Origin of the sequence: Citrobacter sp. Ce104, assembly GCF_030334595.1 — a bacterium.
Lineage (GTDB): Bacteria > Pseudomonadota > Gammaproteobacteria > Enterobacterales > Enterobacteriaceae > Citrobacter > Citrobacter europaeus.
Window position 1 is genome coordinate 566,716 of the sequence record NZ_JAOWDP010000068.1, and the last position, 25,661, is coordinate 592,376.

The following is a 25,661-nucleotide window of genomic DNA, read 5'->3' on the forward strand; positions in this document are numbered from 1 at the left end:
AATTCCTGTCAAAATAGACGAGTATTATCTTTTTTACTTCACTACGGACACGATTCAACAACGTTAAAAATGACCGATGATGCGATCGAAATTGGTCTAAACAGCACTTTATGTTAATGAAGTTGGATTGGTGTAAAATAATGTGAGGAAACTTTTGTTAAAGTTGACAAAAGGTTATAGAAAGGAGTAAAAAACCCCATCAATTAGCTGTATAAAATGGTTTTTCACAGTGATTGTAAGGTTTTTTTTATTCCTCCCCATGAATCGATGTGGCGTTCATCTGCCGAAAAGAGCAGAGAATTTGGCGCTACTTTTGATGAGTAAGCAATGAGTATGTCAACATCCACTGAAATCATCGCTCATCACTGGGCATTCGCTATCTTTCTTATTGTTGCCATTGGCCTGTGCTGCCTGATGCTCGTCGGCGGCTGGTTTTTAGGTGGTCGCGCGCGCGCGAGATCTAAAAACGTGCCGTTTGAATCAGGTATCGACTCGGTCGGCACCGCCCGCTTGCGCCTGTCTGCCAAGTTTTATCTGGTAGCCATGTTCTTCGTTATCTTCGACGTTGAAGCGCTGTATCTGTTCGCATGGTCAACTTCTATCCGTGAAAGCGGCTGGATTGGCTTTGTGGAAGCTGCAATTTTTATTTTTGTGTTACTGGCAGGTCTGGTTTATCTGGTGCGTATTGGCGCGCTGGACTGGACGCCCGCGCGTTCACGCCGCGAGCGTATGAACCCGGAAACGAACAGTATCGCTAATCGTCAACGCTAACCGCGAGGCATTAAGATGGATTATACGCTCACCCGCATAGATCCTAACGGTGAGAACGACCGTTACCCCCTGCAAAAACAGGAGATCGTAACCGACCCCCTGGAGCAAGAAGTTAACAAAAACGTGTTCATGGGCAAGCTGCATGACATGGTTAACTGGGGCCGTAAAAACTCAATTTGGCCATATAACTTTGGCCTTTCCTGCTGCTACGTTGAGATGGTGACCTCGTTTACCGCCGTGCACGATGTGGCCCGTTTCGGTGCGGAAGTACTGCGTGCATCGCCGCGTCAGGCTGACCTGATGGTGGTAGCCGGAACCTGCTTTACCAAAATGGCACCGGTTATTCAGCGCCTCTACGATCAGATGCTGGAACCGAAATGGGTTATCTCCATGGGCGCATGCGCCAACTCCGGCGGTATGTACGACATCTATTCTGTTGTGCAGGGCGTTGATAAATTTATTCCGGTTGATGTGTACATCCCGGGATGTCCGCCGCGTCCGGAAGCGTATATGCAGGCTCTGATGCTGCTGCAAGATTCGATTGGCAAAGAACGCCGTCCGCTCTCCTGGGTGGTTGGCGATCAGGGCGTTTATCGCGCCAATATGCAGTCAGAACGCGAGCGTAAACGCGGCGAACGTATTGCTGTAACGAATCTTCGTACACCAGACGAGATTTAATTTGCGCCTGTCGGCAGCAGCACTTCCTTCGCTTATCACTACATAAATAGCGCGAAGCACTGCCGACCACCACGGACCATTTGCAATGGTGAACAATATGACCGACTTAACCGCGCAAGACGCCGCATGGCAAACACGGGATCACCTTGATGACCCGGTCATTGGCGAACTGCGCAACCGTTTTGGGCCGGATGCCTTTACCGTTCAGGCGACTCGCACCGGGGTACCCGTTGTTTGGGTCAAGCGTGAACAACTACTGGAAGTTGGCGATTTCTTAAAGAGACTGCCGAAACCTTACGTCATGCTGTTTGACTTACACGGCATGGACGAACGTCTGCGTACGCACCGCGAAGGGTTACCTGCCGCGGATTTTTCCGTTTTCTATCACCTGATCTCCATTGAACGCAATCGCGATATCATGCTCAAGGTGGCATTGTCTGAAAACGATCTGCGCGTACCGACTTTCACCAAACTGTTCCCGAACGCCAACTGGTATGAGCGTGAAACCTGGGAAATGTTTGGCATCGATATCGAAGGCCACCCGCACCTGACGCGTCTGCTGATGCCGTCTACATGGGAAGGTCATCCGCTGCGTAAAGACTACCCGGCGCGTGCGACCGAATTCGATCCGTTTGAGCTGACCAAAGCCAAGCAGGATCTGGAAATGGAAGCGCTGACCTTCAAACCAGAAGACTGGGGTATGAAGCGTAGTACCGAAAACGAGGACTTCATGTTCCTCAACCTCGGTCCTAACCACCCGTCTTCTCACGGTGCTTTCCGTATTGTGCTGCAGCTTGATGGCGAAGAAATCGTCGACTGCGTACCTGACATCGGCTACCACCATCGTGGTGCTGAAAAGATGGGTGAACGTCAGTCCTGGCACAGCTACATTCCGTACACCGACCGTATTGAGTACCTCGGCGGCTGCGTAAACGAAATGCCTTACGTACTGGCCGTTGAGAAGCTGGCTGGTATCACCACGCCGGATCGCGTCAACGTGATTCGCGTGATGTTGTCTGAACTGTTCCGTATCAACAGCCACCTGCTGTATATCTCCACGTTCATTCAGGACGTCGGCGCAATGACTCCGGTATTCTTCGCCTTTACCGACCGTCAGAAAATCTATGACGTCGTGGAAGCGATCACCGGTTTCCGTATGCACCCGGCCTGGTTCCGTATCGGCGGCGTGGCGCACGATCTGCCGCGCGGTTGGGACAAGCTGCTGCGTGACTTCCTCGACTGGATGCCAAAACGTCTGGATTCCTACGAGAAAGCGGCGCTGCGTAACACCATCCTGAAAGGTCGTTCGCAGGGCGTTGCCGCTTACGGCAAGAAAGAAGCGCTGGACTGGGGTTGTACCGGTGCTGCGTTGCGCGCGACTGGTATTGATTTCGACGTGCGTAAAGCGCGTCCGTACTCTGGCTACGAAAACTTTGACTTTGAAGTTCCGGTTGGCGGCGGTGTGTCCGACTGCTATACCCGCGTGATGCTGAAAGTTGAAGAGCTGCGCCAGAGTCTGCGCATCCTTGAGCAGTGCCTCAATAACATGCCGGAAGGCCCGTTCAAAGCGGATCATCCGCTGACGACGCCGCCGCCGAAAGAGCGCACGCTGCAACATATCGAAACCCTGATCACCCACTTCCTGCAGGTTTCGTGGGGACCGGTTATGCCGGCAAACGAGTCCTTCCAGATGGTGGAAGCGACCAAGGGTATCAACAGTTACTACCTGACCAGCGATGGCAGCACCATGAGTTATCGTACCCGTATCCGTACCCCGAGCTATGCACACCTGCAGCAGATCCCGGTAGCGGTACGTGGCAGCCTGGTGTCCGACCTGATCGTCCATCTGGGTAGTATCGATTTTGTTATGTCAGATGTGGACCGCTAATTATGCACGAGAATCAACAACCACAAACCGAGGCTTTTGAGCTGAGTGCGGCTGAGCGTGAAGCGATTGAGCACGAGAAGCACCACTACGAAGACCCGCGTGCGGCGTCCATTGAAGCGCTGAAAATCGTTCAGAAACAGCGTGGCTGGGTGCCGGATGGCGCGATCTATGCGATCGCGGATGTGCTGGGTATCCCGGCAAGCGACGTAGAAGGTGTTGCCACGTTCTATAGCCAGATCTTCCGCCAGCCGGTAGGTCGCCACGTGATCCGCTACTGCGACAGCGTGGTGTGCCATATCAACGGCTACCAGGGGATCCAGGCTGCGCTTGAGAAAAAACTCAACATCAAGCCGGGGCAGACGACCTTTGACGGTCGTTTTACGCTGCTGCCAACCTGTTGCCTGGGGAACTGCGATAAAGGGCCAAACATGATGATCGATGAGGATACTCACGCTCACCTGACCCCGGAAGGCATTCCCGAACTGCTGGAGCGGTATAAATGAAAGACATTATCCGTACTCCCGAAACGCATCCGCTGACCTGGCGTCTGCGTGATGACAAACAGCCGGTATGGCTGGACGAATACCGTAGCAAGAACGGCTACGAAGGTGCGCGAAAGGCCCTGACCGGGCTGTCACCGGATGAAATCGTTAATCAGGTAAAAGACGCTGGCCTGAAAGGGCGCGGCGGCGCGGGCTTTTCCACCGGTCTGAAGTGGAGCCTGATGCCGAAAGACGAATCCATGAACATCCGTTACCTGCTGTGTAACGCCGATGAAATGGAACCGGGCACCTATAAGGACCGTCTGCTGATGGAGCAGCTGCCGCACCTGCTGGTGGAAGGCATGCTGATCTCCGCGTTTGCGCTGAAAGCGTACCGTGGTTACATCTTCCTGCGCGGTGAATATATCGAAGCGGCCGTGCATCTGCGTCGCGCGATCGCCGAAGCGACCGAAGCCGGTCTGCTTGGCAAAAACATCATGGGCACCGGTTTTGACTTCGAACTGTTTGTCCACACCGGGGCAGGGCGTTATATCTGCGGTGAAGAAACCGCGCTGATTAACTCCCTCGAAGGTCGCCGTGCTAACCCGCGTTCCAAGCCGCCGTTCCCGGCAAGCTCTGGCGCATGGGGTAAGCCGACCTGCGTAAACAACGTTGAAACCCTGTGTAACGTACCGGCTATCCTCGCGAACGGCGTGGAGTGGTACCAGAACATTTCGAAGAGCAAAGACGCAGGCACCAAGCTGATGGGCTTCTCCGGTCGTGTGAAGAATCCTGGCCTGTGGGAACTGCCTTTCGGTACTACCGCGCGTGAGATCCTCGAAGATTACGCGGGCGGCATGCGCGATGGCCTGAAGTTTAAAGCCTGGCAGCCTGGCGGCGCGGGTACTGACTTCCTGACCGAGGCGCACCTTGACCTGCCAATGGAATTCGAAAGCATCGGTAAAGCAGGCAGCCGTCTGGGTACCGCGCTGGCAATGGCCGTCGATCACGAGATCGGCATGGTTCCACTGGTGCGTAACCTTGAAGAGTTCTTTGCCCGCGAGTCCTGCGGCTGGTGTACGCCGTGCCGTGACGGTCTGCCGTGGAGTGTGAAAATTCTGCGCGCGCTGGAGCGTGGCGAAGGCCAGCCAGGGGATATCGAGACACTTGAGCAACTGTGTCGTTTCCTCGGCCCGGGTAAAACCTTCTGTGCACACGCACCGGGTGCGGTGGAACCGCTGCAGAGCGCCATTAAATATTTCCGCGAAGAATTCGAAGCTGGCATCAAGCAGTCCTTCAGCAATACCCATCAGATTGGTGGTATTCAGCCGAACCTGCTGAAAGAGCGCTGGTAATTGCAGGTTAACCCCTGCATCGCGATAAGTAATTCGATTAACGCTCGGTTACGACCGAGCCAACTGGAAGCATGCTGACTATGGCTACGATTCATGTAGACGGCAAAGAATATGAGGTCAACGGAGCGGACAACCTGCTGGAAGCTTGTCTGTCTCTCGGCCTTGATATTCCGTACTTTTGCTGGCACCCGGCGCTGGGAAGCGTCGGTGCTTGCCGCCAGTGTGCGGTGAAGCAATATCAAAACGCGGAAGACACGCGTGGTCGCCTGGTGATGTCTTGTATGACACCGGCCACCGAAGGCACCTTTATTTCTATTGATGACGAAGAAGCGAAGCAGTTCCGCGAAAGCGTAGTGGAGTGGTTGATGACTAACCACCCGCACGACTGTCCGGTCTGTGAAGAGGGCGGTAACTGCCACCTTCAGGATATGACCGTCATGACCGGTCATAGCTTCCGTCGCTACCGCTTCACGAAGCGTACGCACCGCAACCAGGACCTGGGGCCGTTCATCTCTCATGAAATGAACCGCTGCATCGCCTGCTATCGCTGCGTACGTTACTACAAAGATTACGCCGATGGCGCGGATCTGGGCGTCTATGGCGCACATGACAACGTCTACTTCGGTCGTCCGGAAGACGGTACGCTCGAAAGCGAATTCTCCGGCAACCTGGTCGAAATTTGTCCGACCGGCGTCTTCACCGATAAAACGCACTCCGAGCGTTATAACCGTAAATGGGACATGCAGTTTGCGCCGAGCATCTGCCAGCAGTGTTCCATCGGCTGTAACACCAGCCCGGGCGAGCGCTACGGTGAACTGCGTCGTATCGAAAACCGTTATAACGGTACTGTTAACCATTACTTCCTCTGCGACCGTGGTCGTTTTGGCTATGGTTACGTGAACCTGAAAGACCGTCCGCGTCAGCCGGTACAGCGTCGTGGCGATGACCTGATCACGCTGAACGCCGAACAGGCGATGCAGGGCGCGGCAGATATTCTGCGTCAGTCGAAGAAAGTGATTGGTATCGGCTCCCCGCGCGCCAGCGTTGAAAGCAACTTCGCACTGCGCGAACTGGTCGGTGCGGATAACTTCTATACCGGTATTGCCCAGGGCGAGCAGGAACGTCTGCAGCTGGCGCTGAGCGTACTGCGTGACGGCGGTATTCATACTCCGGCACTGCGCGAAATCGAATCCTACGATGCGGTTCTGGTGCTGGGCGAAGATGTCACCCAGACCGGCGCGCGCGTTGCGCTGGCAGTGCGTCAGGCGGTGAAAGGTAAAGCACGCGAAATGGCGGCGGCGCAGAAAGTGGCCGACTGGCAGATTGCGGCCATCCTCAACATCGGCCAGCGCGCCAAGCATCCGCTGTTCGTCACCAACGTCGATAACACCCGTCTGGATGATATCGCCGCATGGACCTACCGTGCGCCGGTTGAAGATCAGGCGCGTTTAGGTTTCGCTATCGCCCACGCGCTGGATAACAACGCCCCGGCGGTTGACGGTATCGATCGTGACCTGCAGAACAAAATTGACGTTATCGTTCAGGCCTTGGCCGGAGCGAAGAAACCACTGATTATTTCCGGTACCAACGCCGGTAGCGCCGAGGTGATTCAGGCGGCTGCCAACGTGGCGAAGGCGCTGAAAGGTCGGGGCGCTGACGTCGGCATCACCATGATTGCTCGCTCTGTTAACAGCATGGGCCTGGGTATGATTGGCGGTGGTTCCCTTGACGATGCGCTGACCGAGCTGGAAACAGGTCGTGCTGACGCCGTTGTGGTGCTGGAAAATGACCTGCATCGCCATGCTTCAGCTACGCGTGTGAACGCTGCGCTGGCGAAAGCGCCACTGGTACTGGTCGTTGACCATCAGCGTACGGCAATTATGGAAAACGCCCATCTGGTGCTTTCCGCCGCAAGCTTCGCCGAAAGCGATGGTACGGTGATTAACAACGAAGGCCGCGCCCAACGCTTCTTCCAGGTCTACGACCCGTCCTACTACGACAGCAACACCGTCATGCTGGAAAGCTGGCGCTGGCTGCACTCGCTGCACAGCACCGTGCAGAGCCGTGAAGTGGACTGGACGCAGCTTGACCACGTCATCGACGCGGTCGTTGAGAAGTTGCCGCAACTGGCGGGTATTAAAGATGCCGCGCCGGATGCAACCTTCCGTATTCGTGGACAGAAACTGGCACGTGAACCGCACCGCTACAGCGGTCGTACCGCAATGCGCGCCAACATCAGCGTACACGAACCGCGCCAGCCGCAGGACAAAGACACCATGTTCGCTTTCTCGATGGAAGGGAACAACCAACCGTCTGCGCCGCGTTCACAAATTCCGTTTGCCTGGGCACCAGGCTGGAACTCCCCACAGGCGTGGAATAAGTTCCAGGATGAAGTGGGCGGTAAACTGCGTCATGGCGACCCAGGCGTGCGTCTGATCGAAGCTTCTGCGGATGGGATGGATTACTTCACTACCGTTCCGGCGAGCTTCCAGGCTCAGGATGGTCAGTGGCGTATCGCGCCTTACTACCATCTGTTTGGTAGCGACGAAATGTCACAACGTGCGCCGGTCTTCCAGACCCGTATGCCGCAGCCGTACATTAAACTCAATCCGGCTGATGCCGCGAAGTTGGGGGTTAATGCCGGTACGCGCGTTTCTTTCAGCTACGATGGCAACACGGTTACGCTGCCGGTTGAAATCGCTGAAGGATTAACGGCAGGGCAGGTTGGTTTGCCGATGGGTATGCCTGGCATCGCGCCGGTACTGGCAGGTGCGCGTCTTGAGGATCTGCAGGAGGCACAACAATGAGTTGGATTACACCCGATCTGATTGAGATCCTGCTGAGCATTCTCAAAGCGGTCGTGATCCTGCTGGTGGTGGTCACCTGCGGGGCATTCATGAGCTTTGGCGAACGTCGTCTGCTGGGTCTGTTCCAGAACCGTTACGGACCGAACCGTGTTGGCTGGGGCGGTTCGCTCCAGCTGGTTGCGGACATGATCAAGATGTTCTTTAAAGAAGACTGGATCCCGAAATTCTCGGATCGCGTCATCTTTACCCTGGCACCAATGATCGCTTTCACCTCGCTGCTGCTGGCTTTCGCCATCGTGCCGGTGAGTCCGAACTGGGTGGTCGCTGACCTGAACATCGGGATCCTGTTCTTCCTGATGATGGCAGGCCTCGCGGTATACGCGGTACTGTTCGCCGGCTGGTCCAGTAACAACAAATACTCCCTGCTCGGTGCGATGCGTGCGTCTGCGCAAACGCTGAGCTATGAAGTGTTCCTCGGACTTTCCCTGATGGGCGTGGTGGCGCAGGCCGGCTCATTTAACATGACCGACATCGTCAACAACCAGGCTGATATCTGGAACGTAATTCCGCAGTTCTTTGGTTTTGTCACCTTTGCCATCGCGGGCGTGGCGGTGTGTCACCGTCATCCGTTCGACCAGCCAGAAGCCGAGCAGGAACTGGCCGACGGTTACCACATTGAATATTCCGGTATGAAATTCGGTCTGTTCTTCGTGGGTGAGTACATCGGTATCGTCACCATTTCTGCACTGATGGTTACCCTGTTCTTCGGTGGCTGGCATGGCCCGTTCTTACCGCCATTCGTCTGGTTCGCGCTGAAAACCGCGTTCTTCATGATGATGTTCATTTTGATTCGTGCGTCGTTACCGCGTCCTCGTTATGACCAGGTAATGTCCTTCGGCTGGAAAGTCTGTCTGCCGCTGACGCTCGTCAACTTGCTGGTAACGGCGGCTGTCATTCTGTGGCAGGCGCAATAAGGGACACAAAGACCATGACCTTAAAAGAATTGTTCGTAGGTTTCGGCACCCAGGTACGCAGTATCTGGATGATCGGCCTGCATGCGTTCGCGAAACGCGAAACGCAGATGTACCCGGAAGAGCCGGTCTATCTACCGCCCCGTTTTCGTGGTCGTATCGTTCTGACCCGCGATCCGGACGGTGAAGAGCGCTGCGTTGCCTGTAACCTGTGTGCGGTAGCGTGTCCGGTAGGCTGTATCTCTTTGCAAAAAGCAGAGACCAAAGATGGCCGCTGGTATCCGGAGTTTTTCCGCATTAACTTCTCACGCTGCATTTTCTGCGGCCTGTGCGAAGAAGCCTGTCCGACAACGGCTATTCAGCTGACTCCAGATTTCGAGCTGGGTGAGTACAAGCGCCAGGACCTGGTTTACGAGAAAGAGGATCTGCTGATCTCCGGTCCGGGCAAATACCCGGAATATAACTTCTACCGGATGGCAGGTATGGCAATCGACGGCAAAGATAAGGGCGAAGCAGAGAACGAAGCCAAGCCTATCGACGTCAAGAGCCTGTTACCGTAAGGAGAGGGGCAATGGAGTTCGCTTTTTATATCTGTGGCCTGATAGCCATTCTCGCAACCTTGCGGGTGATCACCCACACCAATCCGGTACACGCGTTGCTGTATCTGATTATTTCGCTGTTGGCGATTTCCGGGGTGTTCTTCTCGTTAGGCGCTTACTTCGCCGGTGCGCTGGAAATTATCGTCTACGCGGGCGCCATCATGGTGCTGTTCGTGTTCGTGGTAATGATGCTCAACCTCGGTGGTTCTGAAATTGAACAGGAACGCCAGTGGCTGAAACCGCAGGTGTGGATTGGTCCGGCGATTCTGTCGGCCATCATGCTGGTGGTCATTGTGTACGCCATTCTGGGCGTTAACGATCAGGGCATTGACGGTACGCCAATCAGCGCGAAAGCAGTCGGTATTTCCCTGTTTGGTCCGTATGTACTGGCGGTCGAACTGGCTTCGATGCTGCTGCTGGCGGGTCTGGTTGTGGCCTTCCACGTTGGACGCGAAGAGCGTTCAGGTGAAGTGCTGAGCAACCGCGCCGATGACCGCGCGAAAAGAAAAACGGAGGAGCACGCATGATCCCCTTACAACATGGACTGATCCTCGCGGCTGTCTTATTCGTACTGGGTTTAACCGGTCTGGTTATCCGCCGCAATCTGCTGTTTATGCTGATCGGGTTGGAAATCATGATTAACGCCTCCGCGCTGGCCTTTGTGGTCGCCGGAAGCTACTGGGGCCAGACCGATGGTCAGGTGATGTATATTCTCGCCATCAGCCTTGCGGCTGCGGAAGCGAGCATTGGACTTGCGCTGTTGCTGCAACTTCATCGCCGTCGCCAGAACCTGAACATCGATTCAGTAAGTGAGATGCGTGGATGAACATGCTTGCCTTAACCATTATTCTGCCATTTATTGGCTTTGTATTACTGGCGTTCTCTCGCGGTCGTTGGTCAGAAAATCTGTCCGCTACCGTGGGCGTCGGGTCGATTGGCCTGGCGGCGCTGGTGACGGCGTTTGTTGGCGTTGACTTCTTTGCCAATGGCCAACAGGCCTACAGCCAGCCGCTGTGGACGTGGATGTCCGTTGGTGACTTCAACATCGGTTTTAACCTGGTGCTGGACGGCCTGTCGCTGACCATGCTCAGCGTGGTGACCGGCGTCGGTTTCCTGATCCACATGTTCGCCTCCTGGTATATGCGCGGTGAAGAGGGATACTCTCGTTTCTTCGCCTACACCAACCTGTTTATCGCCAGCATGGTAGTTCTGGTACTGGCGGACAACCTGCTGCTGATGTACCTCGGCTGGGAAGGCGTGGGCCTGTGCTCCTATCTGCTGATCGGTTTCTATTACACCGATCCGAAGAATGGCGCTGCGGCAATGAAAGCCTTCGTGGTAACCCGTGTCGGTGACGTGTTCCTCGCCTTCGCGCTGTTCATCCTCTATAACGAGCTGGGCACGCTGAACTTCCGCGAAATGGTCGAACTGGCGCCTGCGCACTTCGAAGCGGGTAACAACATGCTGATGTGGGCAACCCTGATGCTGCTGGGCGGTGCGGTGGGTAAATCCGCGCAGCTGCCGTTGCAGACCTGGCTTGCTGACGCGATGGCCGGCCCGACGCCTGTCTCCGCGCTGATCCACGCCGCAACGATGGTTACCGCCGGTGTCTACCTGATTGCACGTACGCACGGCCTGTTCCTGATGACCCCGGAAATTCTGCATCTGGTGGGAATTATCGGTGCTATCACGCTTGTGCTGGCGGGTTTCGCCGCGCTGGTACAGACCGACATTAAGCGCGTTCTTGCTTACTCCACCATGAGCCAGATTGGTTATATGTTCCTGGCGCTGGGTGTTCAGGCGTGGGATGCGGCGATTTTCCACCTGATGACGCACGCCTTCTTTAAAGCGCTGCTGTTCCTGGCATCCGGCTCGGTTATCCTGGCTTGTCACCACGAACAGAACATCTTCAAGATGGGCGGCCTGCGTAAGTCTATTCCGCTGGTGTATCTCTGCTTCCTGATTGGTGGCGCGGCGCTGTCGGCTCTGCCGCTGATTACCGCAGGCTTCTTCAGTAAGGATGAGATTCTGGCCGGTGCGATGGCGAACGGTCATATCAATCTGATGGTTGCAGGTCTGGTCGGTGCGTTCATGACCTCTCTGTATACCTTCCGTATGATTTTCATCGTGTTCCACGGTAAAGAACAAATTCACGCTCACGCAGGGAAGGGGATTACCCATCATCTGCCGCTGATTGTGCTGATGATCCTGTCCACCTTCGTTGGCGCGCTGATTGTGCCACCTCTGCAGGGGGTACTGCCTGCGACGACCGAGCTTGAACATGGTCGCGTCATGACGCTGGAAATTACCTCCGGTATCGTAGCGATTGCGGGCATCCTGATCGCAGCATGGCTGTGGCTGGGCAAACGCACGCTGGTGACATCGATTGCCAACAGTGCGCCAGGTCGTCTGCTGGGGACCTGGTGGTATAACGCCTGGGGCTTCGACTGGCTGTACGACAAAGTGTTCGTCAAGCCGTTCCTGGGCGTTGCCTGGTTGCTGAAACGCGATCCGCTGAACTCAATGATGAACATTCCGGCCATCCTTTCCCGCTTTGCAGGTAAAGGCCTGCTGTTAAGCGAGAACGGTTATCTGCGCTGGTATGTGGCCTCAATGAGCATCGGCGCTGTCGTTGTGCTGGCACTGTTGATGGTACTGCGTTGAGTTTGTTGGCTGGATGAACGATTGCCGGATGGCGCTTCGCTTATCCGGCCTACAAACCCAAAGAGAATTTTTAAAATTCGTTGAAAATCAGGTCCAAAAGGACAGGCGTTATCGGCGAAGTCAGAGTGGACACCGCCTGCGCACAGCAACCGGAGCGTACTGAAGTACGTAAGGGTTGCGAGCACAGCCGGGGTTCGCTATGACGAGTGAGATAGCCTGAACGGGACTTAAACAAGGAACAAAGATCACCATGTTATTACCTTGGTTGATATTAATCCCTTTCATCGGTGGCTTCCTGTGCTGGCAGACCGAACGCTTTGGCGTGAAGGTGCCGCGTTGGATAGCGCTGATTACCATGGGACTGACGCTGGCGCTAGGCCTGCAACTGTGGTTGCAGGGCGGCTATTCACTGACGCAATCCGCGGGTATTCCGCAGTGGCAGTCTGAGTTTGTCCTGCCGTGGATCCCACGTTTTGGCATCTCTATCCATTTAGCCATCGACGGCTTGTCGCTGCTAATGGTAGTCCTGACCGGTCTGCTCGGTGTTCTGGCGGTCCTTTGCTCCTGGAATGAAATCGAAAAATACCAGGGCTTCTTCCACCTGAACCTGATGTGGATCTTAGGCGGCGTAATCGGCGTATTCCTTGCCATCGACATGTTCCTGTTCTTCTTCTTCTGGGAAATGATGCTGGTGCCGATGTACTTCCTGATAGCACTTTGGGGGCATAAAGCCTCTGACGGTAAAACGCGTATCACGGCGGCAACCAAGTTCTTCATTTATACCCAGGCCAGTGGTCTGGTGATGTTGATTGCCATCCTGGCGCTGGTGTTTGTGCACTACAAAGCGACCGGCGTGTGGACCTTCAACTATGAAGAGCTGCTGAATACCCCGATGTCCCACGGCGTGGAATACCTGCTGATGCTGGGCTTCTTCATCGCCTTCGCGGTGAAAATGCCGGTGGTTCCGCTGCACGGCTGGTTGCCGGATGCGCACTCTCAGGCACCGACCGCAGGTTCCGTTGACCTGGCGGGGATTTTGCTGAAAACCGCAGCCTACGGTCTGCTGCGCTTCTCCCTGCCGCTGTTCCCGAACGCGTCGGCGGAGTTTGCGCCTATCGCAATGTGGCTTGGCGTAATCGGCATCTTCTACGGCGCGTGGATGGCCTTTAATCAGTACGACATCAAACGTCTGATTGCCTACACCTCCGTATCGCACATGGGCTTCGTACTGATTGCTATCTACACCGGCAGCCAGCTGGCTTACCAGGGTGCGGTTATTCAGATGATCGCGCACGGTCTGTCTGCAGCCGGTCTGTTCATCCTGTGTGGTCAGCTGTACGAACGTCTGCACACGCGTGATATGCGTATGATGGGCGGCCTGTGGGGCAAAATGAAATGGTTGCCTGCGCTGTCAATGTTCTTCGCAGTGTGTACGCTGGGTATGCCGGGTACAGGTAACTTCGTTGGCGAATTTATGATTCTGTTCGGCAGCTACCAGGTGGTTCCGGTCATTACCGTGATCTCGACCTTTGGTCTGGTGTTTGCCTCTGTTTACTCGCTGGCGATGCTGCATCGCGCTTACTTTGGTAAGGCGAAGAGCCAGATTGCCAGTGTTGAACTGCCAGGGATGTCGCTGCGTGAGCTGTTTATCATCCTGTTGCTGGTTGTGCTTCTGGTACTGCTTGGCTTCTATCCGCAGCCGATTCTGGATACCTCGCATTCTGCGATGAGCAACATCCAGCAGTGGTTTGTTAATTCCGTTACTACTACAAGGCCGTAAATCGCCATGACAATAACTCCACAACACCTGATTGCGCTGCTACCGCTGCTGATCGTCGGCTTGACGGTGGTGGTTGTGATGCTCTCCATTGCGTGGCGACGCAATCACTTCCTCAATGCCACGTTGTCGGTCATTGGGCTTAACGCCGCGCTGGTTTCGCTCTGGTTTGTTGGCCAGGCGGGCGCCATGGACGTCACCCCGCTGATGCGGGTTGACGGTTTCGCTATGCTCTACACCGGGCTGGTGCTGCTGGCGAGTCTTGCCACCTGTACCTTCGCTTACCCGTGGCTGGAAGGCTACGACGACAACCGGGAAGAGTTCTATCTGCTGGTGCTGATTGCCGCGCTCGGCGGTATTCTGCTGGCTAACGCTAACCATCTGGCGGCGCTGTTCCTTGGTATTGAGCTTATCTCTCTGCCGCTGTTTGGTCTGGTTGGCTATGCGTTCCGTCAGAAACGTTCGCTTGAAGCCAGTATCAAATACACCATTCTGTCTGCCGCAGCGTCTTCTTTCCTGCTGTTCGGTATGGCGCTGGTGTACGCGCAGTCTGGCAACCTGTCATTTGTCGCACTCGGTAAGAGCCTTGGCGATGGCATGCTACACGAACCGCTGCTGCTGGCGGGCTTCGGTCTGATGATTGTTGGCCTCGGCTTTAAACTCTCGCTGGTTCCATTCCACCTGTGGACGCCAGACGTATACCAGGGCGCTCCGGCTCCGGTTTCCACCTTCCTGGCGACGGCGAGCAAAATCGCTATCTTCGGCGTGGTGATGCGTCTGTTCCTGTACGCACCGGTAGGTGATAGCGAAGCGGTACGTATCGTGCTGGGCGTGATCGCCTTTGCTTCCATCATCTTTGGTAACCTGATGGCGCTGAGCCAGACCAACATCAAGCGTCTGCTTGGTTACTCTTCTATCTCTCACCTCGGTTACCTGCTGGTGGCGCTGATTGCCCTGCAGAGCGGCGAAATGTCGATGGAAGCGGTTGGCGTTTATCTGGCCGGTTACCTGTTTAGCAGCCTCGGCGCGTTCGGTGTGGTCAGCCTGATGTCCAGCCCGTACCGCGGTCCGGATGCAGACTCTCTGTTCTCCTACCGTGGTCTGTTCTGGCATCGTCCGATCCTCGCGGCGGTGATGACGGTGATGATGCTGTCTCTGGCGGGTATTCCGATGACGCTGGGCTTTATCGGTAAGTTCTACGTACTGGCTGTCGGTGTGCAGGCTAACCTGTGGTGGCTGGTTGCCGCTGTGGTGGTAGGTTCTGCGATTGGTTTGTACTACTACCTGCGCGTTGCCGTAAGCTTGTACCTGAGCGCACCGCAGCAGTTGAACCGCGATGCGCCGTCCAACTGGCAGTACAGCGCGGGCGGTATCGTGGTGCTGATTTCAGCTCTGCTGGTACTGGTGCTGGGTATCTACCCGCAACCGCTGATCAGCATTGTGCAGTTAGCGACTCCGCTGATGTAATCGAAATGCAGAAACGAAAAAACCCGCCAAGGCGGGTTTTTTTATGCGTGCAATACGGTCAGTTCAATAGCTGACGGCTCACCAGCGGACCGCTGATGCCTTTCGCTGTGCGATCCATCACTTCCTGGATCACCGAAGAAAGCTCATTGACTTCGAATTTGGCCACGTAGCCATCCGCTTTTACTCGGCGAACGTGATCTTCGTTGGCGCTACCGGAAAGTGAAGAGTGGATAACGACCGGGATTTTCTTCAGGCGTTCGTCGGTTTTTATCTTACGGGTAAGCGTAAAACCGTCCATCTCCGGCATTTCCAGATCGGTGAGCACCAGGGCTATTTTCTCGCTGATTGGCTTACCTTCCGCTTCAGCTTCCTCAGATAACTGCTGGATCTTCTCCCACGCATCCTGGCCCGTCACATGCATCAGGTGCGGGATCTCCATGGCGGTAAGCCCTTTTTCCAGCATCGCGCGGGCCACTTTGGAATCATCTGCCACAATCGCCACCGCACCCGGCGTAATGTTGAATTTATTGGTTTTCAGGTTCGTTGCGCGCAGGTCATGGTTCGACGGTACAATGTCGTACAGAATCTGTTCGACGTCGAGCACCAGCGCCAGGTTATTGGTCTCTTTGTTATCGTCCAGACAGGCGATACTGGTAATATAGCGACCATTGACGGCTTTCTCAGCGGTATGCACCTGTTGCCAGTCCAGACGCATAATGTTTTCCACTGATTCCACCGCAAATGCCTGGACGCTGCGGGCATACTCCGTGATCAACAGGATGTTAAGCCCGGTCTCTGGCTTACAGCCCGCGACGGCGGGCAGGTCAATCACAGGGATCACCTGATCGCGAATGTTAACCATACCCAGCAGCGGGGCCTTCATACCTGCCGGACGCGTAAAGGTCGGCATCGGTACGATTTCACGCAGCTTGAATACGTTGATGCCAAACAGCTCTGATTTCTGCTCCTCAACAGATTTGCCAAGGCGAAACAGCAGCAGTTCAAAACGGTTAGACAGGGTTAGGTTTGTCCTGTCATCAATATCTTTCTGGAAATTGTTCATCCTGTCCTCAGTGTGAAAGCCAGCCTTTCCACTGTTATCGGCACTGAGGCGGAAAAATGGAGCATTAAACGGTGAAAATGGCGAAATCGTGAGCCAGTTCCGTGTCTGGAAATATTGCTTTGCACTCTTCGAGTAACCGCTGACAGCCTTTTTCATCGTAGCGTGAGCTAACGTGGGTCATGATCAGGCGTCCCACTCCGGCCTCAAGCGCCAGCTTTGCGGCTTGTCGGGTCGAGCTGTGCCCGCGGCTGTTGGCTTTTTCCTCCATTGAGGAGTCCAGCGTGGTTTCATGCACCATTACATCCACACCTCGTGCCAGTTCAATGGCGGACGCGCAGGGGCCTGTGTCGCCGAAAATAGCCACAGATTTTCCCCTGGTGGCCGGAGCGAGAAATTCGGCGCCGTTAATCGCGCGACCATCTTCCAGTACGATGGTTTTCCCGGCTTTCAAATCCTGAAACCACGGGCCCGATTTAACGCCTGCCGCCTTCAGGGCGCTGGCGTCGAGCGCCCCTGGTTTGTCGTGCTCTTCAATACGAAAACCGTAGCACTCCAGCGGGTGCGCCAGCGGGTACGCCGTTACTTTACGCAGGCCGTCATCGACAATCTCACCTGCTGTGATTTCTACAATATCCAGCGGATAATCGGTCCACGAGCCGCTTAAGCGCAAAGCGGTTTCGGTAAACTCTCGCAACCCCTTCGGGCCGTATAGCGTCAGCGGCTGGACATTGCCGGCCATCGAACGACTGCACAGCAGCCCCGGTAAACCAAACAGGTGATCGCCGTGCAGATGACTGATAAAAATACGATCGAGTTTTCCTGGGTTAAACGGCGTGGTCAGCAACTGATGCTGCGTTCCTTCACCACAATCAAAAAGCCACAGCCCCGCCTGAGTCGGGTGTTGCAGATTCAGTAAAATTGCCGTTACATTGCGGGAGCGCGTGGGGACACCCGCAGACGTGCCTAAAAATAGTAATTCCATCTTCGCGTTACACTTTTCGCCATCAACAAGGCAGGGTGTTCAGGTTATCACAACAAAGGGGCAGACAATGATCCACTGGCAAGATCTCCACCATGCAAAGCTCAATACCCAGCAGCTGTACGCCATTCTTCAGCTTCGCTGTGCGGTGTTTGTTGTTGAACAACAGTGTCCGTATCAGGATGTGGATGGTGATGACCTGGTTGGGGAAAACCGGCACATTCTGGGCTGGCATAACGATGAGCTGGTGGCGTATGCGAGGATTCTGAAAAGCGATGACGAGCTGGAGCCGGTGGTCATTGGCCGGGTGATTGTAAGCGAAGCGCTGCGTGGTGAAAAACTGGGGCAGCAACTGATGACCCAAACGCTGGCATCCTGTACCCAGCACTGGCCGCATAAGGCGCTGTATCTGGGGGCGCAGGCCCATCTGCAATCGTTCTATGCGCGCTTTGGTTTTGTTCCGGTCACGGATATCTATGACGAAGACGGTATTCCGCACATCGGCATGGCGCGAGAAGCGCATCAGGCATAAACAGGCGCAAACACGCCTGATTGTCTATAGTTAGCGGGTACGTCAATAGAAAGGGAGAATAAAATGTCTTTTCATTCTTATGAATCACGCATCGATGATGATCTGGAATTGTTGAGTGAAACGCTGGAGGAGGTGCTGCGTTCTTCCGGCGATCCAGCCGATCAAAAATACCTTGAGTTAAAAGCGCGGGCAGAGCGGGCGTTAGAAGAGGTGAGAAATCGCGTCAGCCACGCCTCTGACAGCTACTATTACCGCGCGAAAAAAGCCGTTTGCCGGGCCGATGACTATGTGCATGAAAAACCCTGGCGCGGAATTGGCGTTGGTGCCACGGTCGGTTTAGTGATGGGATTATTGTTAGCACGGCGATAAATTCCATTCCGTCAGCGCATTTGTACGTACTCCCTAACTGGGGGTACTGCTTTTTCTGCTCAGTACCCCGTATAATGTGAGGTTTTTAACAGGGAGAGGTCCGCGTGCATTCAATCACTACTGCGCTGGAAAGTCTGATGCGTCATTTGTCGCAAGAGATACCGGCAGCACCTGGAATTCGTATTTACGATATACCTTTCCCACTGAATGATGCGTTTGATGCTTTAGGATGGCTGGCCAGTCAACCCGTCTGGCCCCAGTTTTACTGGCAGCAGCGTAACGGCGACGAAGAAGCCGCCGTTCTGGGCGCTGTCGCCGCATTTTCCTCGCTGGAATCAGCTCAGCACTTTTTACGCCAGCATGATAATCATCCCGACCTGCGTATCTGGGGCCTGAATGCCTTTGAGCCCCTGCGCGGTAATTTGTTATTACCACGGCTGGAGTGGCGACGTTGCGCCGGGGCGGCGAGCTTACGCTTATATCTCTATAGCGACGTGTCGCTGCGTGAAGACGCCGCGCAGGCGATGGCGTTTATCACATCGCTCGCCAACGTAAAGCCGCTACCCGCATTGCGCCTGCATTTGACGGGAGAACAGAACTGGCCGGATAAAGCAGGCTGGACAGATCTGATAAAACTCGCCACGCAAACAATCAATGCGGAAGCGCTTGAGAAGGTGGTGCTGGCGCGGGCGACCGACTTACAGTTTTCTCAGTCGGTTAATGCCGCGGCCGTGATGGCCTCCAGCCGTCGCTTGAACCTGAACTGCTACCATTTCTTTATGGCATTCTCTGCAGAGTGCGCGTTTCTTGGCTCTTCCCCTGAACGTCTGTATCGACGGCGTGACACGGCGCTGCGCACCGAGGCGCTGGCCGGAACCGTTGCCAATCACCCTGAGGATCATCGGGCATGGCAGTTGGGTGAATGGCTAATGAAAGATGATAAAAACCAGCGCGAGAATATGCTGGTGGTCGAAGATATTTGCCAGCGCTTGCAGGGCTGTACGCAAACGCTTGACGTGCTGCCGCCGCAGGTGCTCAGACTGCGTAAAGTGCAGCACCTGCGTCGCTGTATCTGGACGGAACTGAATCAGGCCGACGATACGCTTTGCCTGATGCAGCTTCAGCCTACGGCGGCAGTCGCAGGCATTCCGCGTGAGCTGGCGCGTGAATTTATCCAACATAATGAACCCTTTGAACGCGAATGGTATGCCGGTTCTGCGGGTTACCTTTCTCTGCGCCAAAGCGAGTTTTGCGTGTCATTACGTTCGGCGAAAATTAGCGCAAACGTGGTGCGCCTGTATGCCGGGGCAGGGATCGTTCGCGGTTCAGATCCTGAGCAGGAATGGCAAGAAATAGACAATAAAGCGGCAGGACTGCGCACTTTATTACAGATGGAAGGGTAATGAGTTGTATATTACCGACTCATATCAAAAATCCATTTATTCGATTCTTTATACTGTGTCGCAATATTGATACCGGACAATCTCATGTCAGTAAGCGCATTTAACCGACGCTGGGCGGCGGTCATTCTGGAAGCACTCACTCGCCACGGCGTCAGGCATGTCTGCATTGCCCCTGGCTCTCGTTCTACACCGTTGACGCTGGCGGCAGCGGAAAACCCGGCTTTTATCCACCATACTCATTTTGATGAGCGCGGTCTTGGGCATCTGGCTTTAGGTCTGGCAAAAGTCAGCCGGCAGCCTGTCGCCGTGATTGTGACGTCCGGTACGGCGGTGGCGAATTTGTATCCCGCGTTGATCGAAGCGGGCCTGACCGGTGAAAAACTGATTTTACTTACCGCTGACCGACCGCCTGAACTTATCGACTGCGGCGCTAACCAGGCGATTCGTCAGGCCGGAATGTTTGCCTCGCATCCATCGCAAACGCTCTCCTTACCGCGTCCGACCCAGGACATCCCGGCGAGCTGGCTGGTGTCCACCATTGATAACGCCTTAGCCGCGCTGCATAGCGGGGCGGTTCATATTAATTGTCCGTTTGCGGAACCGCTGTATGGCGATATGGACGAAACGGGGATTGCCTGGCAGCAGCGCCTTGGCGACTGGTGGCAGGACGATAAACCCTGGCTGCGTGAAGCGCGTCGGCTGGAAAGTGACAAACAGCGTGACTGGTTTTTCTGGCGACAAAAACGCGGCGTCGTGATTGCAGGTCGCATGAGTGCCGAAGAGGGCAAGAAGGTTGCGCAATGGGCGCAGATGCTAGGCTGGCCGTTGATTGGCGATGTTCTGTCGCAAACCGGACAGCCGTTGCCGTGCGCCGACCTGTGGCTCGGGAATGCGAAAGCGGTAACTGAATTACAGCAGGCGCAGATTGTGGTGCAGCTTGGCAGTAGCCTGACTGGAAAACGACTCCTGCAATGGCAGGCCAGCTGTGATCCGCAGGAATACTGGATTGTCGATAATCTCGAAGGCCGCCTCGATCCGGCTCATCATCGTGGGCGCAGGTTGGTAGCAAAGGTTGGCGACTGGCTGGAGCTGCATCCGGCGGAGAAACGTCAGCCCTGGTGCGTAGAAATCCCACGCCTGGCGCAGCTGGCCTGGCAGGCGGTAGAAGCCCGCCGCGACGCGTTTGGTGAAGCGCAATTAGCCCACCGTATCCGCGAATACCTGCCGGAGCAGGGACAACTGTTCGTGGGCAACAGCCTGGTGGTGCGTCTGATTGATGCGCTGTCACAGCTTCCGGCGGGTTTCCCGGTCTATAGCAACCGCGGCGCGAGCGGTATCGACGGTCTGTTGTCAACGGCTGCAGGCGTACAGCGCGCCAGCGCAAAATCGACGCTGGCTATCGTCGGCGATTTATCTGCGTTGTATGACCTCAATGCCCTGGCGTTATTGCGCCAGGTATCCGCGCCGTTTGTCCTGATAGTGGTCAACAATAACGGCGGGCAGATCTTCTCCCTGCTGCCGACGCCGGCAAGCGAACGCGAACGGTTCTACCTGATGCCGCAGAACGTGCATTTTGAGCATGCTGCCGCCATGTTTGACCTTAAATACCAGCGTCCGGAAAACTGGGAGCAACTGGAGAGCGCGTTGAATAACGCCTGGCGTACTCCGGCGGCAACGGTGATTGAGCTGGTGGTAAATGAAACTGACGGGGCGCAAACCCTGCAGCAACTGCTGGCGCAGGTAAGCCATCTATGATCCTGCACGCGCAGGCAAACGAGGGCCAGCCAGGATTTCCCTGGCTGGTTTTCCTGCACGGTTTTTCCGGCGATTATCGCGAATGGCAGACGGTTGGCGAAGCGTTTCAGAATTATTCGCGGCTGTACATCGACCTGCCAGGACACGGCGGGTCCGCAGACATTAGCGTGAGCGGATTCGATGACGTAAACGCTTTGCTGCATAATACTCTTCTTAGTTACAACATACTTAACTACTGGCTGGTAGGATACTCTCTTGGCGGCAGAGTCGCGATGATGGCAGCCTGTCAGGAGATGCCGGGACTGTGTGGTCTGGTGGTTGAAGGTGGACATCCTGGCTTGCAAAGCGAGGAGGCGCGTGTGCAGCGTCGTCTCTCGGATGGTCGCTGGGCTGCGCGTTTTCGCGCTGAGCCGCTGCGCGAGGTGTTTAATGACTGGTACCAACAACCGGTTTTTTCCTCGCTGAATGCGGCGCAAAGAGAGGCGCTGGTCGCTCTGCGTAGCCAGAATAATGGGCATACGCTGGCGGCAATGCTTGAGGCAACCTCGCTTGCCGTACAACCTGATTTACGTGCGCAACTCCATACGCGCACATTTCCGTTTTATTATTTATGTGGTGAACGTGACGATAAATTCCGCGCTTTAGCGGCGGAAATATCAGTACCAAACCATGTGATTCGTAATGCCGGACACAACGCGCATCGGGATAATCCCGCTGGCGTGGTGGACTGTCTGGCTCAGATTCTGCGTCGCTGACTATAGGACATTTTATGATCTATCCTGATGAAACAATGCTTTACGCACCGGTAGAATGGCACGATTGCTCTGAAGGCTACACCGATATTCTTTATGAGAAATCCACCGACGGTATCGCAAAAATCACCATTAATCGTCCGCAGGTACGCAATGCCTTCCGTCCGGTTACCGTGAAAGAGATGATCCAGGCGCTGGCGGACGCCCGCTATGATGACAACATCGGCGTGATTATTCTGACTGGTGCGGGCGACAAAGCGTTTTGCGCAGGTGGTGATCAGAAAGTGCGTGGCGACTACGGCGGATACCAGGATGATTCCGGTGTGCATCACCTGAACGTACTGGACTTCCAGCGCCAGATTCGTACCTGTCCGAAACCGGTAGTGGCGATGGTTGCCGGTTTTTCCATCGGCGGCGGGCATGTGCTGCATATGATGTGCGACCTGACCATTGCGGCTGAAAACGCCATCTTTGGTCAGACCGGTCCGAAAGTCGGTTCTTTCGACGGCGGTTGGGGCGCTTCCTACATGGCGCGCATCGTCGGTCAGAAAAAAGCGCGTGAAATCTGGTTCCTGTGCCGTCAGTACGATGCAAAACAAGCGCTGGATATGGGCCTGGTAAACACCGTGGTTCCGCTGGCCGATCTGGAAAAAGAGACCGTACGCTGGTGTCGCGAAATGCTGCAAAACAGCCCAATGGCGCTGCGCTGCCTGAAAGCCGCGCTGAACGCTGACTGCGATGGTCAGGCTGGTCTGCAGGAGCTGGCGGGTAACGCCACTATGCTGTTCTACATGACGGAAGAAGGTCAGGAAGGTCGTAACGCCTTTAACCAGAAACGTCAGCCTGATTTCAGCAAATTCAAACGGAATCCGTAATGCGTAGCGCGCAGGTATACCGCTGGCAGATCCCCATGGACGCGGGGGTGATTCTGCGCGACAGGCGGTTAAAAACGCGTGACGGGCTGTACGTTTGTCTTCGTGACGGCGAGCGCGAAGGGTGGGGAGAGATCTCCCCACTGCCGGGCTTTAGTCAGGAAAGCTGGGAAGAGGCGCAAACCGAACTGCTGGTCTGGGTCAAAGGCTGGCTGCAAGGCGATGCCTCTTTACCGCAACTGCCTTCGGTCGCCTTTGGCGCAAGCTGTGCGTTGGCCGAACTGGCCGGCGCATTGCCACAGGACGCAGATTACCGTGCTGCACCGCTGTGTACGGGCGATCCTGACGATCTGGTACTGCAACTGGCGGATATGCCAGGTGAAAAAGTGGCGAAGATCAAGGTCGGACTGTATGAAGCGGTTCGCGACGGTATGGTAGCCAACCTGCTGCTTGAGGCTATCCCAGAGCTGCATTTGCGTCTTGACGCCAACCGAGCCTGGACGCCGTTGAAAGCCCAGCAGTTTGCAAAATACGTTAATCCGGAGTATCGCGGCCGCATCGCTTTCCTCGAAGAACCGTGCAAAACCCGCGATGACTCCCGTGCTTTTGCGCGTGAAACTGGTATTGCCATCGCCTGGGATGAAAGTCTGCGTGAAGCGGATTTCACCTTCGAAGCCGAAGAGGGCGTCAAGGCTGTGGTTATCAAACCTACGCTGACGGGCAGTCTCGATAAAGTACGCGAACAGGTGGCAGCGGCGCATGCGCTTGGTCTCACCGCTGTTATTAGCTCGTCGATTGAGTCGAGCCTGGGCTTAACTCAGCTGGCGCGAATTGCCGCCTGGCTGACGCCGCAGACCATTCCAGGTCTGGATACCCTGAGTCTGATGCAGTGCCAGCAGGTACGCACCTGGCCGGGTAGCGCGTTGCCGTGTATTGACGTTGAAGCGCTGGAACGTCTGCTATGACCCAGCAGGACATGCCCGATAGCGTGAGCTTATCGGGCCTGATACAACCGGGTGACTGGCCGTGGCGCCACTGGCGACAAGTGTGTGCGAAGGCGCCAGCCCTGCGCCTCAACGATGAGGTATTAAACTGGAGCGAGCTCTGCACGCGCGTTGACCATCTGGCCTGCGGTTTTGCCGCTCAGGGCGTGGAAGAAGGCGATGGTGTCCTGCTTCGTGCCTGGAACCATCCGCGGGCTTTGCTGGCCTGGCTGGCATTGCTGCAATGTGGGGCGCGGGTTTTACCTGTGAATCCACAGTTGCCCCAGCCGCTGCTAGATGCGCTGGTCCCGGACTTAACGCTGCGTTTTGCGCTCGATCTGGAAGCCGCTAACGCACTTTCAGGGCTCAGTCCGTTGCAGATGCAGGTAGTGCCAGGCACGCATGCCGCCGCGTGGTTACCCGAACGTTTGAGCACGATGACGTTAACCTCTGGTTCTACCGGATTGCCGAAGGCGGCGGTGCATACCTGTCAGGCGCATCTGGCGAGCGCGCAGGGCGTGCTGTCGTTAATGCCGTTTGGCGCTGAAGATGACTGGCTACTCTCACTGCCGCTGTTTCATGTTTCCGGTCAGGGCATATTGTGGCGCTGGTTGTTTGCCGGGGCGCGAATGACCGTGCGCGACAAGCAGCCGCTTGAGCACATGTTGGCTGGGTGCACCCACGCTTCGCTGGTGCCTACGCAGTTGTGGCGCTTGCTGGTCAACAACAGGCCGGTCACGCTCAAAGCGGTACTGCTGGGCGGTGCGGCAATTCCTGTTGAATTAACGGAACAGGCGCGCGAGCAGGGGATTCGCTGCTGGTGCGGTTACGGTTTGACGGAGTTTGCTTCTACGGTCTGCGCGAAAGAGGCGGATGGTCTGGCGGATGTGGGTTCCCCGCTGGTAGGCAGAGAAGTCAGAATCGTTGATGATGAAATCTGGCTGCGTGCCGCCAGCATGGCGCAAGGTTACTGGCGTAACGGTAAGCTTATTCCCTTAGTGAACGCGGAAGGCTGGTTTGCGACCCGCGATCGCGGCGTGTTGAAGGACGGCAAGTTGACCATTGTCGGTCGTATGGACAATCTGTTCTTTAGCGGCGGGGAAGGCATTCAGCCGGAAGAGGTGGAACGCGTAATTGCAGCGCATCCGCATGTTCTGCAAGCCTTTATTGTGCCGATAGAAGACCAGGAGTTTGGGCATCGCCCGGTGGCGGTCATTGAGTATGACGCCAACGCTGGAGAAACCAATCTGGCAGAGTGGGTTAAAGATAAGCTGGCTCGCTTTCAACAACCGGTGTGTTGGTTGATGTTGCCTCCCGAACTCAAAGCTGGAGGGATTAAAATCTCTCGCCGCGCGCTGTCGGATTGGGTAACTGCTTCATTGTTAACATTAAGAAAACAGTAATTACATTTCTCACTTTCGCCGTTGCGTAGCCATTGTCCTTTTGTTTATCTGCTAATGTGTAACCTTGTGTGAAATTCATTAGCAAAAGGTG

General features: G+C 55.5%; 23 protein-coding genes. 21 read left to right on the forward strand and 2 right to left on the reverse strand.

The features are described from left to right. Window positions 1–327: 327 nt before the first annotated feature. The 13 genes from nuoA to nuoN all read left to right on the forward strand — a co-directional run bounded on the left by nuoA (window position 328) and on the right by nuoN (window position 15,459). A complete protein-coding gene (gene nuoA, locus OGW16_RS21170; RefSeq protein ID WP_003028077.1) occupies window positions 328–771 on the forward strand; it encodes an NADH-quinone oxidoreductase subunit NuoA in 444 nt (147 codons plus the stop codon). Between the two features lie 15 nt (window positions 772–786). After that, entirely contained in the window at window positions 787–1,449 is a 663-nt protein-coding gene (gene nuoB, locus OGW16_RS21175) for an NADH-quinone oxidoreductase subunit NuoB (RefSeq protein WP_003028075.1), read from the forward strand. Window positions 1,450–1,534: 85 nt separating this feature from the next. Then, window positions 1,535–3,337: an NADH-quinone oxidoreductase subunit C/D gene (nuoC, locus tag OGW16_RS21180; RefSeq protein WP_075145879.1), complete on the forward strand. Its 1,803-nt coding sequence runs from the start codon at window positions 1,535–1,537 to the stop codon at window positions 3,335–3,337. A 2-nt stretch (window positions 3,338–3,339) separates the two neighbouring features. Beyond that, on the forward strand, window positions 3,340–3,840 hold the full coding sequence (gene nuoE / locus OGW16_RS21185) for an NADH-quinone oxidoreductase subunit NuoE (RefSeq protein ID WP_003028069.1): 501 nt from the start codon (window positions 3,340–3,342) through the stop codon (window positions 3,838–3,840). Beyond that, window positions 3,837–5,174, forward strand: a complete 1,338-nt coding sequence (nuoF, locus tag OGW16_RS21190; RefSeq protein WP_003834753.1) for an NADH-quinone oxidoreductase subunit NuoF — start codon at window positions 3,837–3,839, stop codon at window positions 5,172–5,174. Before nuoE ends, nuoF begins: the two co-directional genes overlap by 4 nt. Before the next feature lie 80 nt (window positions 5,175–5,254). Next, the gene (gene nuoG, locus OGW16_RS21195; protein ID WP_047413421.1) at window positions 5,255–7,981 is read left to right on the forward strand and encodes an NADH-quinone oxidoreductase subunit NuoG; all 2,727 of its coding nucleotides are present in this window, start codon (window positions 5,255–5,257) and stop codon (window positions 7,979–7,981) included. Next, entirely contained in the window at window positions 7,978–8,955 is a 978-nt protein-coding gene (gene nuoH / locus OGW16_RS21200; RefSeq protein ID WP_003028063.1) for an NADH-quinone oxidoreductase subunit NuoH, read from the forward strand. The genes nuoG and nuoH overlap by 4 nt, the downstream gene beginning before the upstream one ends. Before the next feature lie 14 nt (window positions 8,956–8,969). Next, a complete protein-coding gene (nuoI, locus tag OGW16_RS21205; protein WP_003028062.1) occupies window positions 8,970–9,512 on the forward strand; it encodes an NADH-quinone oxidoreductase subunit NuoI in 543 nt (180 codons plus the stop codon). An 11-nt stretch (window positions 9,513–9,523) separates the two neighbouring features. Then, entirely contained in the window at window positions 9,524–10,078 is a 555-nt protein-coding gene (gene nuoJ, locus OGW16_RS21210; RefSeq protein WP_043017048.1) for an NADH-quinone oxidoreductase subunit J, read from the forward strand. Continuing rightward, on the forward strand, window positions 10,075–10,377 hold the full coding sequence (gene nuoK / locus OGW16_RS21215; protein ID WP_006683663.1) for an NADH-quinone oxidoreductase subunit NuoK: 303 nt from the start codon (window positions 10,075–10,077) through the stop codon (window positions 10,375–10,377). Before nuoJ ends, nuoK begins: the two co-directional genes overlap by 4 nt. After that, window positions 10,374–12,215 (forward strand): NADH-quinone oxidoreductase subunit L, encoded by a 1,842-nt coding sequence (nuoL, locus tag OGW16_RS21220; protein WP_043017047.1) that lies wholly within the window; start codon window positions 10,374–10,376, stop codon window positions 12,213–12,215. Before nuoK ends, nuoL begins: the two co-directional genes overlap by 4 nt. Window positions 12,216–12,465: 250 nt before the next feature. Continuing rightward, window positions 12,466–13,995: an NADH-quinone oxidoreductase subunit M gene (nuoM, locus tag OGW16_RS21225; RefSeq protein ID WP_003027692.1), complete on the forward strand. Its 1,530-nt coding sequence runs from the start codon at window positions 12,466–12,468 to the stop codon at window positions 13,993–13,995. A gap of 6 nt (window positions 13,996–14,001) precedes the next feature. After that, window positions 14,002–15,459: an NADH-quinone oxidoreductase subunit NuoN gene (gene nuoN, locus OGW16_RS21230; protein ID WP_003027689.1), complete on the forward strand. Its 1,458-nt coding sequence runs from the start codon at window positions 14,002–14,004 to the stop codon at window positions 15,457–15,459. Window positions 15,460–15,517: 58 nt separating this feature from the next. Here the strand turns inward: nuoN and OGW16_RS21235 are convergent, their stop codons facing one another. Both OGW16_RS21235 and rbn read right to left on the reverse strand, forming a co-directional pair. After that, window positions 15,518–16,522 carry a chemotaxis protein gene (locus OGW16_RS21235; RefSeq protein WP_043017046.1) on the reverse strand — a complete coding sequence of 335 codons (1,005 nt, stop codon included), beginning with the start codon at window positions 16,520–16,522 and terminating at the stop codon, window positions 15,518–15,520. A gap of 64 nt (window positions 16,523–16,586) precedes the next feature. Further along, window positions 16,587–17,504, reverse strand: a complete 918-nt coding sequence (gene rbn / locus OGW16_RS21240) for a ribonuclease BN (protein ID WP_043017045.1) — start codon at window positions 17,502–17,504, stop codon at window positions 16,587–16,589. A 67-nt stretch (window positions 17,505–17,571) separates the two neighbouring features. On the opposite strand from rbn, the gene OGW16_RS21245 reads away from it, so the two are divergent. The 8 genes from OGW16_RS21245 to menE all read left to right on the forward strand — a co-directional run bounded on the left by OGW16_RS21245 (window position 17,572) and on the right by menE (window position 25,570). Next, entirely contained in the window at window positions 17,572–18,033 is a 462-nt protein-coding gene (locus OGW16_RS21245; RefSeq protein ID WP_043017044.1) for a GNAT family N-acetyltransferase, read from the forward strand. 63 nt (window positions 18,034–18,096) lie between these two features. Then, window positions 18,097–18,402 carry a stress response protein ElaB gene (gene elaB / locus OGW16_RS21250; protein WP_003027683.1) on the forward strand — a complete coding sequence of 102 codons (306 nt, stop codon included), beginning with the start codon at window positions 18,097–18,099 and terminating at the stop codon, window positions 18,400–18,402. Between the two features lie 104 nt (window positions 18,403–18,506). Continuing rightward, complete coding sequence (gene menF / locus OGW16_RS21255) at window positions 18,507–19,805, forward strand: isochorismate synthase MenF (protein ID WP_181634526.1); 1,299 nt, start codon at window positions 18,507–18,509, stop codon at window positions 19,803–19,805. 84 nt (window positions 19,806–19,889) lie between these two features. Continuing rightward, window positions 19,890–21,560: a 2-succinyl-5-enolpyruvyl-6-hydroxy-3-cyclohexene-1-carboxylic-acid synthase gene (gene menD, locus OGW16_RS21260; protein WP_043017042.1), complete on the forward strand. Its 1,671-nt coding sequence runs from the start codon at window positions 19,890–19,892 to the stop codon at window positions 21,558–21,560. Continuing rightward, the gene (menH, locus tag OGW16_RS21265; RefSeq protein WP_043017041.1) at window positions 21,557–22,315 is read left to right on the forward strand and encodes a 2-succinyl-6-hydroxy-2,4-cyclohexadiene-1-carboxylate synthase; all 759 of its coding nucleotides are present in this window, start codon (window positions 21,557–21,559) and stop codon (window positions 22,313–22,315) included. The genes menD and menH overlap by 4 nt, the downstream gene beginning before the upstream one ends. A 14-nt stretch (window positions 22,316–22,329) precedes the next feature. Then, window positions 22,330–23,187, forward strand: a complete 858-nt coding sequence (gene menB / locus OGW16_RS21270) for a 1,4-dihydroxy-2-naphthoyl-CoA synthase (protein ID WP_003027671.1) — start codon at window positions 22,330–22,332, stop codon at window positions 23,185–23,187. After that, window positions 23,187–24,149 (forward strand): o-succinylbenzoate synthase, encoded by a 963-nt coding sequence (gene menC / locus OGW16_RS21275; protein WP_087051299.1) that lies wholly within the window; start codon window positions 23,187–23,189, stop codon window positions 24,147–24,149. Before menB ends, menC begins: the two co-directional genes overlap by 1 nt. Further along, complete coding sequence (gene menE / locus OGW16_RS21280) at window positions 24,146–25,570, forward strand: o-succinylbenzoate--CoA ligase (RefSeq protein WP_286518790.1); 1,425 nt, start codon at window positions 24,146–24,148, stop codon at window positions 25,568–25,570. The genes menC and menE overlap by 4 nt, the downstream gene beginning before the upstream one ends. The last annotated feature ends 91 nt before the right edge of the window (window positions 25,571–25,661 follow it).